This is a genomic window from Aeromonas sp. 9A (genome assembly GCF_963900955.1).
Lineage (GTDB): Bacteria > Pseudomonadota > Gammaproteobacteria > Enterobacterales > Aeromonadaceae > Aeromonas > Aeromonas salmonicida.
This window is the reverse complement of the sequence record NZ_CAWRFG010000001.1, coordinates 1681612-1694514: the sequence shown is the minus strand read 5'-3', so window position 1 is coordinate 1694514 and position 12903 is coordinate 1681612. Positions and strand designations below refer to the sequence as shown.

Sequence of the window (12903 nt, the reverse complement as noted above, 5' to 3'; positions counted from 1 at the left end):
TTGCAATCAACAAAGTGTTTGAATCAATCACGAGGAAAAGACCATGAACTACAAGACATTTGCAATGACATTGCTGCTCGGCCTTGCCTCTCTCCAGGCCCGGGCCGAGATGACCATGAGCCACGAGGGCCACGATATGTCCCAGATGGAGGGGATGGATATGCAGGCGACGGGAGAGAGCGCGATGACCAAGGGGATCATCAGCCGTATTGACGAGGCCAATGGCAAGATCGGCATCAAGCACGAGGCCATCGAGAACCTCAAGATGCCCCCCATGACAATGGTGTTCCTGCTGGCGGATCCGGCCCTGACCAAGGGGCTAAAGGTCGGAGATGCGGTGCGCTTCCACGCCGAGAACCCGGCTGGCAAGCTGACGGTCACCCAGCTGCAAAAACAGTGAATTGACGGACAAGATAAACGGCGGGACTCTCCATCCCGCCGTTTATCTTGAGGTGCGTTTGGGCACCTCGTTAGTAAGCTTGCTGCCAGGACAATGCGGTCAGCGCAGTGCCGCCTGCAACCAGCCAGCAAGCGCATCCAGCTCGGCTTGCCGAGCCGGGAAATCGGCCTTCAGTTGCCCGAACAGCGCGGCTATGGCGTCGCTGCGATAGGCCACGCCCACCAACCGCTGGGCCAATGCATCCAATGGGGCCGGATCCAGGCTGTCGCTGAAGATCTGCGCCCGACCTATGACCCCCTTCTCCACATCGAAATGCAGCTCCACCCCGCCCCAGTCGAAACGCTCGTCCAGTTGATGGGTGAACGCAGGCGCATGACCAAAATTCCACTCCCAGCTGCGCTGGCGGGCGAAAGTGTCGGCAAAGCCAGGCAAGTCCGGCAATTGGGTCGGGGAGATATGCTCGGGGGAGACGCGCGCACCGTAGTGGGCGAAGAAGGCCTCAATGAGCGCATGACTCACCTGCTGATGTTCGATCCCGGGCAGCAGCTCGCACAGGTTGGCTACCCGACTGCGTACCGAGCTGATCCCCTTGGCCGCCAGCTTCTTGGGGTCGGGATTGAGGTAATTGGCGAGGCGGCTCAAGTCTGCATCGAGCAGCAGGGTACCGTGATGGAAACCGCGATCAAGGGTCTCCCGATAGGCCGAGCCAGACACCTTGCGATCCCCGTCCTGGGTGGCCACCAGCAGGTCGTTGCGCCCGGAAGCAAAGGCACTCACCCCGAGCAGCTTGAGCGCATCGAGCACTATGGCGGTGGAGATGCTCTTGTCATAGCCCGGCTTGCCCGCCATGAAGGTGAAGCAGCTGTTGCCAAGGTCGTGAAACACGGCGCCACCTCCGCTGCTGCGCCTGGCCAGGGTCACGCCATCCTCTTCCATGCGGCGGGTGTTGCACTCCTTCCACGGGTTCTGGGCACGGCCAATCACCACTGTATTGGCGTTGCGCCACAGAAACAGTACCCGCTGGTTCGGGTCCATCTGCCGGAAGATGCACTCCTCCACCGCTAGGTTGAACAGAGGATCGTGAGAGTCGGAAACTAGCAGACGCAGAGCAGTCATGGGCAGGCCTTTATCGAGTCAATAGCGGGCCGATATTACCACTTTCTTTCTCACCTGCAGTCTTCAACCAGGCCAGGTTGTGGCCATAGACCATCAAAAATTGACAAGAATGACGCCAAAAGCACCGATACGGTCACAACCGTGCAAAAATCCCCCCCTGACCGAGGGATTGACACTTGCAGCATGAGAGAAATTACCCGACGCTAGCCATAGATACATCACTAGGCGGCCTTACTTGAGCTCACCCCCTGCATTTTTCCATTGCTCGGGCCGGCATATTGGCCCTTTGCTCATACCGTTGCTGCTGATCATACTGGCCTGTCTTCCGGCCAGAGTCGCGGCACAGGATCCGATTGTTTTACAGTTGAAGTGGCATCATCAGTTCCAGTTTGCTGGCTACTATGCGGCCATCGCCCAGGGCTATTACCGGGATGCAGGGCTCGATGTCAGGCTCAGAGAGGCCGGCCCGGGCACGGATGTGGTCGACGAAGTTGTCTCGGGACGCGCCCATTATGGAGTCGGCAGCAGTGACTTGCTGCTGGATCGCCAGCGCGGCCAACCTGTCGTGGTCCTGGCCACCCCGTTTCAACACTCCCCTCTGGTGCTGCTGGCCCGTGCCGATATCGACAACGTGCATGATCTCGTTGGCCGCCGTCTGATGCTGGAATATCACTCCGAAGAGCTGATCGCCTACCTGCAACACGAAGGGGTTGCGCTTGGGTTGCTCCACCGCCAGCCCCATACCCTGAGTGCAGATGCGCTAATTCGGGGCGAAGTGGACGCCATGAGCGCCTACAACACGGATGAAACCTACACATTGCAGCGCAGCGGTGTGCCCTATCAGACCTTTACTCCCCGCAGCGCCGGTATCGACTTCTACGGTGACAACCTGTTTACCTCCGAGCGTGAATTGCGCGACCACGGGGCGAGAGTCAGAGCCTTTCGCGAAGCCAGCCTCAAGGGGTGGCGTTACGCCATGCTACATCCGGAAGAGGTGGTGGCCTGGATCCTCACCCAATATCCGGCGACCAATAATCCAGCCCTGGACCGCAACAAGCTGCTGTTTGAAGCCAAGCAGATGCAGCCGCTGATCCGCGCCGATCTGGTGGAGATGGGCTACATGTATCCCGGCCGCTGGCAACACATAGCGCAAACCTATATGGACCTCGGCCTGCTCACCGCCATGCCGGATCTGGATAGTTTCCTCTACAGCCAGCAGGAAGAGAGAGCACATCAACAGCAGTTGATGATCTATCAGGGCATCGCCATCGGCCTGCTGGTCAGCGCCTTCCTATTGATATTGCTGATGATCTTCCTGCGTCTCAACCGCCGTCTGCGGGAAGAGAGCAAGGCACGCCATCAGCTAAGCCAGGAGATAGCCGACAACGAGCGCCACTTCCGCTTCATCACGGAGAACAGTGCCGACGTCATCTGGACCATGGATATCCAGAGTGGTCGCTTCACCTACCTGAGCCCGTCGGTGCAGCACCTGCGTGGTTTCACCGTCGAGGAGGTGCTGGCCCAGACGGGCGAGGAGCTGATGACGGCTGAATCTGCCGACCGCATCGCCCGCCAGATGAAGGAGTCGCTGGCAACCTGGGCGGCGGGGGATCACATCAATACCAAGCGAGTCACCCTGGTGGATCAGCCTCACAAGGATGGGCGCCTCATCCACACAGAAGTGGTGACCACACTGCATGCCGGCAAAGATGGCAACCCCGTCTCTGTGCTCGGCGTAACCCGGGACATCAGCGATCGCAAAGCCAGCGAGGAGATGATGCGCCAGCTCGCTTTTTATGATCCCCTCACTCACCTGCCCAACCGTCGCTTGCTACAAGACAGGCTGCAACACTCACTGCAACAGGCGGACGGAAAACCGCTTGCCCTGCTGTTCATCGATCTCGATCACTTCAAGCCGGTCAATGATCAGCATGGGCACGAGGCAGGCGACTGGCTGCTGGCCACCGTCGCCAAGCGCATGCTGCACTGTGTGCGGGAGGGGGACACGGTCGCCCGGATCGGCGGGGATGAATTCATGGTGCTGCTGCCCGAGATAACGGGAGAGGCGGGGGCCATCGCCATCGCCGAGGCCATCCACCAGAGTCTCAACCAGACCTTTGCCATGACGGATGCGCTCCATTTCCATATCTCCAGCTGCATCGGTGTAGCCCTCTATCCGCAGCACGGCACCACCCAGAAGCAGTTGATGAATCACGGCGATCAGGCCATGTATCAGGCCAAGGAGGCGGGGCGCAACCGCATCCAGCTGTTCACGCCCCAGATGGCGGGCGGGATCACGCGAGAGGCAGCCAACCAGATGCAGCTGGGCTGGAAACAGAGCCACGACTGCGGCCACCCGCAGATCGATGATGACCATCGCCAGCTGTTTGCCCTGGCCAACCAGTTGCTCAACGGTGTGCTGACCATGGAAGAGGATACAGACCAGTTTCATCAAAACTTCGAGGCCCTGCTGGCCCTGGCTACCCGCCACTTCAACAACGAAGAGGCCATTTTGGCCAAGCTGGAATACGCCGAGCTGGACACTCACCGTCAGGAGCATCAAAAGCTGCTCCATCGGGCCGACAGCCTCTATCAGGCGGCCCGCACTGGCGAGCTCACCAATCTTGCACTACTGGATTTTGTTCTGCAGGACCTGGTGCTGGGTCACATGGTCAAGCAGGACAGGCGCTACTTCCCGCTGCTGCAGGCCAGCATGCAGGAAGAGGCCCTCCTCTCGCCCGATGGCCCCCTCGCCTCTCCCCCGCCCGGTCTGGTGAAACACTGAACCTTGCTGTCTCACGCCAGCACTGGCCGCGCTCTGCTCCCGTCAAACACGCCGCGCCATCAAGCTGTAGTAGAGCAGCGGTATCACTACCAAGGTGAGCAGGGTGGAGACCAGGATCCCGAAAATCAGGCTGATGGCCAGTCCGTTGAAGATGGGATCATCGAGTATAAACAGGGCCCCGATCATCGCTGCCAGCGCCGTCAGCATGATGGGTTTGGCCCGCACCTGCGCCGCTTCGATCACCGCCTGCTCGAACGCCATCCCGGCTCTTCGCTGCTGCTCGATAAAGTCCACCAGCAGTATGCTGTTGCGCACTATGATCCCGGCCAGCGCTATCATCCCGATCATCGAGGTGGCGGTAAACTGGGCCCCCAGCAGGGCGTGGCCCGGCATCACCCCGATGAGGGTGAGCGGAATGGGAGCCATGATGATGAGCGGCACCAGATAGGAGCGAAACTGGGCCACCACCAGCAGGTAGATGAGGATCATCCCCACCCCGTAGGCAATGCCCATGTCGCGGAAGGTCTCGTAGGTTACCTTCCACTCCCCGTCCCACAACAGCGCCACCTCCCCCAGCTTGTCGGGCTGCTGCACGTAATATTGGGGCAGGTCTATGTCGGCACCGGCGGCAAACATGCCGTAGAGCGGACTATCGGTATGGCCGCCCATGTCGGCCACCACCATCACCATGGGCTGCATATTCTTGTGCATGATATAGCTGGGGGCCACCTCATCACGACGGCTCACCAGCTCTGAGACCCGCACCAGCTGCCCGCTCTGGCTACGCACCTTGAGGGCAAGCACACCCGCCAGATCCCGTTTGTCACCGGGAGCCAGCTCGATGCGGATCGGCACCGGATACTTGGCGCCGTGCCCCTGCAGCCAGCTGGCATCCTGATAGCCCACGCCCCCATTGAGGGTGGTCAGCAGATCCCCGAGATCGACCCCGAGCAGGGCCGCCTTGCTCCGATCCACCACCAGCCGCCACTTGGGCTGCGGGTCGGTCAGATAGATATCCACGTCCACCAGATCCGCCGCGGCTACAAAGTGGGCCTGAACGACGCGAGCCGCTGCTTCACGGGTGGCCGGTGTCGGGCCATACACTTCCGCGACTATGGGGGACCAGACCGGCGGGCCGGGGGGTACTTCCACCACCTTGAGGTTGCCCCCCGCCGCACTGGCGATGGCCTGCAACGGTTCCCGAACCGACTGGGCAATTTGGTGGCTGCTGCGATGGCGCTCATGCTTGTCCACCAGATTGACCTGAATATCCCCCACGTTGGCGCCGCTGCGGATAAAGTAGTGGCGCACCAGGCCATTGAAGTTGATGGGGGCCGCGGTACCGGCATAGATCTGGTAATCCTTCACCTCCGGCACTTTGGCAAGCTCCCGCCCCACCGCCAGCAGAGTACGCTCGGTCTGCTCCAGGGTCGCCCCCTCCGGCATATCGAGCACCAGCTGGAATTCCGACTTGTTGTCAAAGGGGAGCATCTTGAGCACCACCCACTGCACCACCGGCATGGCGGTGGCCGCCCCGACCAGCAGCAACACCGCCAGCCAGAGCTTGCGTCTGGCACGCTTGGCGCCAGCGCCGATCAGAAAAGGGGTCATCAGCCGGTGAAAGAGGCCAGTCTTGGCCTCGCCGTGGGCACCATGCACCTCCCCCTTGAGCAAATGGTTCGCCAGCCAGGGGGAGAAGATAAAAGCTACCAGCAGGGAGATGAGCATCCCCATGCTGGCATTGATGGGGATGGGGCTCATGTAGGGGCCCATCAGGCCGCTGACAAAGGCCATCGGCAGCAGGGCCGCGATCACGGTCAGGGTCGCCAGTATGGTCGGCCCCCCCACCTCGTCCACCGCCCCCGGAATAAGATCCTTGAGCGCCCCATTGCCCAGACTGCGATGGCGATGGCGATGGATGTTCTCCACCACGACTATGGCGTCATCCACCAGAATGCCGATTGAGAAGATCAGCGCAAACAGCGACACCCGGTTGAGGGTAAAGCCCCAGGCCCAACTGGCAAACAGGGTCAGCGCCAGGGTGATGACGATGGCCACCCCCACTACCAGCGCCTCGCGCCAGCCCATGCTCACCAGTACCAGCAGCACCACCGCCGTGGTGGCAAAAATCAGCTTGCCGATGAGGGTGTTGGATTTGGTCTCGGCGGTGACGCCGTAGTCACGGGTCACCGTCACCTCGACCCCCGCAGGGATAAGCCGGTTCTGCAAACTCTCGACCCGCGCCTCCACCCGCTTGGCCACCTCGACCGCGTTCTGACCCGGCTGCTTGCCGATGGCCAGGGTCACCGCCGGATAACTGGCCTGCCCCTGCCCCTGCCCCATCCAGCTGCGTTTGGTCGGGGTCTCCTGACCCAGAGAAACCCTGGCCACATCCCCCAGATAGACCGGTTTGCCGCCCTGCTGCCCCACTACCAGTTCTCGAGCCTCCTGCTCGCTTTGCAGGAACTGCCCCACCTGCACCTTGATCTCACTGTTGTCCTGCTCGATGGCCTGTATCGGGCCCACCTGATTGGCGGCCGCAAGTCGCTGACTCAGCTCGCCCCAACTGATGCCATGGGCGCTCAGGGCCGCCGGGTCCGGTATCACCCGCAGCACGGTGCGCTGGCCCCCCAGGCTGTAGATGTCCCGGGTACCGGGAATGCGCTTGAGTTCGGTCTCCAGCTCGTAGGCGACCCGGGTCAGCTCGGGGGCACCCAGCTGCTTGCTCCCATCTTTGCTCCACTCTTTGCTCCATAAAGTGAGACTGACGATGGGGACATCATCGATCCCCCGGGGTTTGACCAGTGGCTGACCCACCCCGATCCCCTGTGGCAGCCAGTCGCGGTTGGAGTCGAGCTGGTTGTTGAGATCCACGATGGCCTGCTCCCGGCTCACGCCTACCTTGAACACCACCACCAGCAGGGCACCATCGGGTTGGGAGAAGGAGTAGAGGGTATCTATCCCCTTTATCTGGGAGACCACCTGCTCGGCAGGGGTGGTGACGAGGGATTCCACCTCTGTCGGGCTGGCCCCCGGGAAGGGAATGTAGACGTCTGCGAAGGTGACATCGATCTGGGGCTCCTCCTCCTTGGGGGTCACCAGCACGGCAAAGAGGCCGAGCAAGAGCCCCACCAGCGCCAGCAACGGGGTGATGGCCGAGCCCTGAAACAGGGCCGCCAGCCGACCCGCCGGCCCCAGGCGGCCATGGCTGCCGTTCAGATCGCTACTCATGGGGCACCTCCTGTTGACGGGTCCAGGCATCGGGGGCCAGGGTGTCACCGCCCTTGAGACCCGCCAGGACCTCGCACAGCCCAGCCTCGCAGTGGCCGACCCGCACCGGGGTCAGGGCCCATCCCTCCCCCTCTTTGAGGTAGACGCCGTTGAACTCCCCCTGCCGCAGCAGGGCGGGCTCCGGCACTTGCAACACCTGACGCTCACCCTGTTTGAGCTGCACCTTGAGCCACATGCCGGGCAGCACCCCTGCCGTGTTCGGCGGCAGATCGAGGCGCAGCCGGAAACTGTGGCTCTGGCTGTCGGCGTAGTTGAAGCGGGTCAGCTTGACGGGAGTCACGGCCTTGCCACCGGGCAGCAGCACCTGCACATCCGCAGGCTCACGAGCCAGCGTCAGGGCGGATTGGGGCAACTCCACCTCCACCCGCAAGGTGTCGAGGGAGAAGCCCGACAGCAGCGGGGTACCTGGGGCGACAGTCTCCCCCAGCTCCACCAGCCGTTTGGTCACCACCCCGGCGTAGGGGGCCAGAATGCGGGTATAACCGTAAGCCTCGCGGGCCTGAGTGAGGCCCGCATCGGCCGCATTGACCTCGGCGCGGGCGGCGCGATCGATAGCCTCTGCATTATCGAGCTGGGCGCGGGTGATCACCCCCTTGGCAATCAGCGCCTGAAAGCGGGCGAGCTGGCGCTCGGCCTCCACCTGCTGGGCCTGCGCCCGGGCCAGTCGCGCCTGCGCACCCATGACGGCGGCAAACTGCTCCTTGCCGCTGATCTCCAGCAGCGGTTGCCCCGCCTGCACCTGATCGTTCACATCCACCAGCATGCGGGAGACCCGGCCGCTGGTCTGGGCCGCCACCGTCCCCTGATTGATGGCACTGACGGTGCCATCCAGCGTCAGCCAGTCGGTCACCGGCTGCGGCGACAGGGTAAACGAGGTCAGGGTTTCTGCCACCCCGGCCAGCGCCAGGGTGGATGTCATGACCAGCAAGGTGGCCCCCGGCAACCGGAAATGCTTCATGATAACCTCCCTCCGTGGTGCTGCGGTTCAGTACGCCAGCGGTTCACGCCACAGGATCAGGCGATGGGAGATGGCCGCACCTTCACCCATACCCGATTCAATCCCTTATCAACCAGCAAGATCCCGGCCACCATGCTTGCCACAAACAACAATATCATGGGCTGACCGCTGGAAATGAGACTCAAGGCTGGCCCCGGGCAGATGCCAACCAACCCCCAGCCGATACCAAACAGGGCCGATCCTGCGATGAGGCGGCGATCCACTTGCCGGAGCTGGCCAAACTGGTATGGCTCATCGAGCAGGCTGCGGCTGCTCGGTTTGACCAACAGTTGGTAGCCCGGCATAAACACCAGCAAGGCGCCCCCCATCACGAAGGCCAGGCTGGGATCCCAGGCCCCCGCCAGGTCGAGAAAACCGATGACACGGGCCGGATCCACCATGCCGGAGATGGCCAGACCGAGCCCGAACAAGAGACCTGCAAGCAGACTGATAAAAAGTTTCATCTCATTACCTCGTTACAACAGATGCAGGGTGACAAACACCGTCATGAAACCGGCCACCATAAAGGTGAGGGTGGCAAAGAGGGAGCGCACCGAGAGCCGCCCCATGCCGCAGATACCGTGACCACTGGTGCAGCCATTGCCAAGACGGGTACCCATACCCACCAGCAGACCCGCCAGCGCGACCAGTGGCCAGGTCGGCAGAGCGCTGAAGCTCGGCATCCGGGCCCAGCCTAGGCTGAACGCCAACCAGGCGCCCGCCCCCAGTCCCAACAAAAACAGCCAGCGCCAGGCATGCCTGTGCTGCAAGGCTCCCGCCAGAATGCCGCTGATCCCAGCCACACGACCATTGAACAGCATCAACATCAGGGCGGAGAGCCCCACCAGCATGCCCCCGGACAGGGCAAGCAACCATTGGGTTTCAAACATCAAGACACCTCATCCTCTTGGGAGTGACAAAAATGGGTTTGCAACACGGCCAGCACATCCGCCGCCGCCTCGTTTGCCAGCGAGTAGTAGATCTGCTGGGCAACCTTGCGCGATCGGATCAGGCCGCTACGCCTGAGCACCGCCAGTTGCTGGGAAAAGGCTGACTGCCCCAACTTGCTGTGGGCCAGCAACTCGCCGACCCCCTTCTCCCCATCAATCAGCTGACAGAGCACCATCAATCGCTCTGGATGGGCCAGCGCCTTGAGCAGGGCAGCCGCCTCGCTTGCGTGGCGGGTCATCTCATCGAAAGGGGCCATAGGCATAAATTAGTAGTTGCTTATATTTGGTTTTATTCTATAAATAAAACCTAAATTAGCAACTTCTAATTTTAAACCTTCGCAACCAGCCGGATAAACAACCAAGGAGCAAGATATGACTGTTGATAACGGAGTGAGAATCGTGGCGGGAAGCATGCTGTTGCTGTCACTGGCGTTGACCCAATGGGTCCATCCGGGCTTTTTCTGGCTGAGTGTCTTTGTCGGGGTCAACCTGATCCAGAGCGCTTTCACCGGTTTCTGCCCTGCCGCCATGGTACTGCGCAGACTGGGTTGTCGCTGATGTAGCCAACTGGCTCACATTATTGACAAACTTGTATCTAAATGTTGCTGAAGGAGGATAGGGCTTTACCTCATCGCTCTGGATGAGTACCATCTGGCCGTTCATCAACAGCGGAGACCATCAGTGGGCAATTCATCAAGTGACAGTTGTAGGCCGACCCTCATAGTCGGCACCCAGGTCGCGAGATAGCCGCAGGTCTTCCTCTGCCGCGTTCTCGCAACTCTGCGAGAAGCGGAAATCCACTCCCCTCTTCTCTGTTTTTACACTTGACGTCAGGTGACTCGTGGCCAATGGCCCAGGACACCTTGCCTGCATAGTTTCTGCTTCCCACAAGGAGGCTGCTATGCGTTTTATTTCAACCAAATCTGGGTCCACCCAGGCTCACCCCCTGCTGAGCAAACTGGGCCGTGGCCTGCTGCCACTCTGGCTGCGTGGCAAGCCGAATCAGCACCACTACCGGTTGCAGATCCGCTGCCAGGATCGCGCCGACATGGAGCAGGTACTCGACATGGTGAGCCACACACTGCAACCAGCAGGGCTGCATCCCATGCAGTCCCTGAGACCAGGGCGCAGTGGTGGTCGGGAGCTGGTGCTGAACTTGCACTGCACCCCGCCCCAGCGCCGGTATCTGGTGCAGTTCGTGCACCAGGTCGGGGTAGCCCACCCGGTACGCTGGGAGCTGCGCCCCCGGCGTGATGCCGAGCCAGTGCTCAACTGACATCTATCAGGTGAATCCGGGGCCAGCAATGCTGGCCCCTCTCCATTGATCCGACACCTTGCCCGTCGCCTTCCATTGAGCGCCTGAGCATCCAGGTCTGTGCGACCCGGGCGTCCGTTTTCATTTTCCATGGTGGTCTTTACCGCATGCAGCCTTGCGATTCATTAGGAGTGCCCATTGGCACGCCATCATGCATCCCGAAGGCCATCAGTTATCAGAAGGAGTAAGCCATGAGAATGTGGCAGCAACTAGACATGATTTCCCTGCTCGACACCCTGGCCAGCCTGCTGCTGGCCTTCGTGCTGGGCAGCCTGGTGGGGCTGGAGCGCCAGTACCGCCAGCGTACCGCGGGTCTTCGCACCAACGTGCTGGTCGCCGTGGGGGCCGCCCTGTTCGTCAGCCTGGCCCAGCGCATCTATGACCTGCACGGCGGCAACTACAACGTGGTCCATGTGGTGGCTTATATCGTCTCCGGCATCGGTTTTCTCGGCGCCGGTGTCATCATGCGCGAGTCGGGCAATATCCGCGGTATCAACACGGCAGCGACCTTGTGGGGCGTAGCCGCCGTGGGCGCGGCCAGCGGGGCCGGGCTCGCCATGGAGGCGGTGCTCGGCGCCCTCTTCGTGCTGGCTGCCAACACACTGCTGCGCCCCCTGGTCAACCAGATCAACCGCCGCCCGGTGGACAATACCGATACCGAGGTGACCTACAGAGTCACGGCCCTCGCCCAGCGCGAATATCAGAAGGAGGTGCTGCACTGGCTGGAAGAGATGATGGAGCAGGCCAACTACCCCCTGAGCGAACTGGACATAGCACCGTTCGGCGAGCGGGATCTGGAGATATCGGCCGTGTTGCTGGCCACCTCCATCGATGGCGACGAACTGGATGCCCTTATGGTCAAGCTGGCCATTCATCCCCATATCAAGCAGGTGTTCTGGCGCGCCAGCACCACGGATTGAACGCACGGGGAATATCTTTGCGTCCTCTCCCGATAGACGAACAGCCCCGCCAACATTGGCGGGGCTGTTCGATGGGAACGAACCTGCGCGACTAGCGGCGACTGCGCCAGCACACTCTGGGGGCTATGACCTGGGCGGTCTGGCCGGGAACATTCCCTGCAATCAGTTGCTGCATCAGCTCGAAGGCGGCGAGGGCCAGCGCCGGACAATCCTGCGCCACAGAATCGATGCGCATGGGAATACAGTCGAGCAGGTCGTGATCATCGAAGGTGCACAACCGCATGCCCGTCTCCATCAGCCCCGCTTCGTTGAGATAGCGCAGTACCCCTTCCAGCAGGGTAAAGGAGGCGGTAAAGAGCCCCCTGGGAGGCGCTCCCAGCTCGGCCACCAGCTCGGCCATCAGCTGATAACCGGAGCTCGGCTGATAGTCGCGATGACGCACCCTTGCAGCATCGGCTTCAAAACCGGCGCGATGGAGCCCCAGCTCATAGCCCGCCAGCCGGTGACGGCTGGGGGAGAGATCCAGCAGGCCACCGAAGTAGTAGATCTCCGCCCCGCACTCGCTGGTCATGTCCCGCACCAGCTCGGCGGTGGCCTTGCAGGCATCGGAGATCACCATGGGCAGGCGCGACTCGCCAATATGGCGGTCGAGCTGCACCACCGGCAGGCGGTCGTGAATGCGGGCATAGATGTCATCGCTGTGGCCGCTGGAGGCGACAATCAGCCCATCCACCTGGCGGCTGATGAGGTTGTCCACCACCCGCTGCTCGAGGGCGGGATCATCCTCGGAGCAGGCGATCAGCAGCTGGATACCCGCCTCCCGGCAGTGCGCCTCGAGGGCGCGGGCGATGCGGGCAAAACCGAAGTTGGTGAGATCGGGGATCACCAGCCCCCAGGTGTAACTGCGGGTCTCACGCAGGGAGCGGGCGTGAAAGCTCGGCAGGTAGTGACACTCCTCCGCCACCGCCTGAATGCGCTTGCGGGTATCGTCGGCAATGCGGTACTCCGCACTCTTCCCGTTGAGCACCAGACTGGCGGTCGCCTTGGACACCCCCGCCAATTCGGCTATCTGGGCAATCGTGATCCGTTTCTTCTTCTCCACCTGGCCTCCCGGCTGACTAGAACCGGG

The 12903-nt window shown here is 61.7% G+C and carries 12 protein-coding genes; 5 read left to right on the top strand and 7 right to left on the bottom strand.

Annotated elements, in window-relative coordinates; genetic code table 11:
• Positions 1 to 43: 43 nt before the first annotated feature.
• Positions 44 to 400: a copper-binding protein gene (locus tag AACX78_RS08115; RefSeq protein WP_159165881.1), complete on the top strand. Its 357-nt coding sequence runs from the start codon at positions 44 to 46 to the stop codon at positions 398 to 400.
• A 99-nt stretch (positions 401 to 499) separates the two neighbouring features.
• On the opposite strand, the gene AACX78_RS08110 is transcribed toward AACX78_RS08115, so the two are convergent.
• Positions 500 to 1516 (bottom strand): lipoate--protein ligase A, encoded by a 1017-nt coding sequence (locus AACX78_RS08110; RefSeq protein ID WP_159165880.1) that lies wholly within the window; start codon positions 1514 to 1516, stop codon positions 500 to 502.
• A gap of 292 nt (positions 1517 to 1808) precedes the next feature.
• Between AACX78_RS08110 and AACX78_RS08105 the strand changes: the two genes are divergently transcribed.
• Positions 1809 to 4301, top strand: coding sequence for a diguanylate cyclase domain-containing protein (locus AACX78_RS08105; protein ID WP_159167484.1), 2493 nt, complete (start codon positions 1809 to 1811; stop codon positions 4299 to 4301).
• Positions 4302 to 4343: 42 nt separating this feature from the next.
• Here the strand turns inward: AACX78_RS08105 and AACX78_RS08100 are convergent, their stop codons facing one another.
• From AACX78_RS08100 to AACX78_RS08080, 5 genes are read right to left on the bottom strand one after another with little or no spacing between them, the layout of a single operon-like run.
• A complete protein-coding gene (locus AACX78_RS08100) occupies positions 4344 to 7532 on the bottom strand; it encodes an efflux RND transporter permease subunit (protein ID WP_159165879.1) in 3189 nt (1062 codons plus the stop codon).
• Positions 7525 to 8550 carry an efflux RND transporter periplasmic adaptor subunit gene (locus AACX78_RS08095; protein ID WP_159165878.1) on the bottom strand — a complete coding sequence of 342 codons (1026 nt, stop codon included), beginning with the start codon at positions 8548 to 8550 and terminating at the stop codon, positions 7525 to 7527. Before AACX78_RS08095 ends, AACX78_RS08100 begins: the two co-directional genes overlap by 8 nt.
• Before the next feature lie 56 nt (positions 8551 to 8606).
• Positions 8607 to 9053, bottom strand: coding sequence for a YeeE/YedE family protein (locus tag AACX78_RS08090; RefSeq protein WP_021138046.1), 447 nt, complete (start codon positions 9051 to 9053; stop codon positions 8607 to 8609).
• Positions 9054 to 9065: 12 nt separating this feature from the next.
• A complete protein-coding gene (locus tag AACX78_RS08085; protein ID WP_059168663.1) occupies positions 9066 to 9479 on the bottom strand; it encodes a YeeE/YedE family protein in 414 nt (137 codons plus the stop codon).
• On the bottom strand, positions 9479 to 9796 hold the full coding sequence (locus AACX78_RS08080; RefSeq protein ID WP_111588243.1) for an ArsR/SmtB family transcription factor: 318 nt from the start codon (positions 9794 to 9796) through the stop codon (positions 9479 to 9481). Before AACX78_RS08080 ends, AACX78_RS08085 begins: the two co-directional genes overlap by 1 nt.
• Positions 9797 to 9911: 115 nt before the next feature.
• On the opposite strand from AACX78_RS08080, the gene AACX78_RS08075 reads away from it, so the two are divergent.
• From AACX78_RS08075 to AACX78_RS08065, 3 genes are all read left to right on the top strand, one after another.
• On the top strand, positions 9912 to 10097 hold the full coding sequence (locus AACX78_RS08075; RefSeq protein WP_021138049.1) for a YgaP family membrane protein: 186 nt from the start codon (positions 9912 to 9914) through the stop codon (positions 10095 to 10097).
• 343 nt (positions 10098 to 10440) lie between these two features.
• Positions 10441 to 10815 (top strand): hypothetical protein, encoded by a 375-nt coding sequence (locus AACX78_RS08070; RefSeq protein ID WP_099994004.1) that lies wholly within the window; start codon positions 10441 to 10443, stop codon positions 10813 to 10815.
• Positions 10816 to 11045: 230 nt separating this feature from the next.
• Positions 11046 to 11774 carry an MgtC/SapB family protein gene (locus tag AACX78_RS08065; protein ID WP_159165877.1) on the top strand — a complete coding sequence of 243 codons (729 nt, stop codon included), beginning with the start codon at positions 11046 to 11048 and terminating at the stop codon, positions 11772 to 11774.
• A 91-nt stretch (positions 11775 to 11865) separates the two neighbouring features.
• Here the strand turns inward: AACX78_RS08065 and AACX78_RS08060 are convergent, their stop codons facing one another.
• On the bottom strand, positions 11866 to 12876 hold the full coding sequence (locus tag AACX78_RS08060) for a LacI family DNA-binding transcriptional regulator (protein WP_159165876.1): 1011 nt from the start codon (positions 12874 to 12876) through the stop codon (positions 11866 to 11868).
• Between the last annotated feature and the right edge of the window lie 27 nt (positions 12877 to 12903).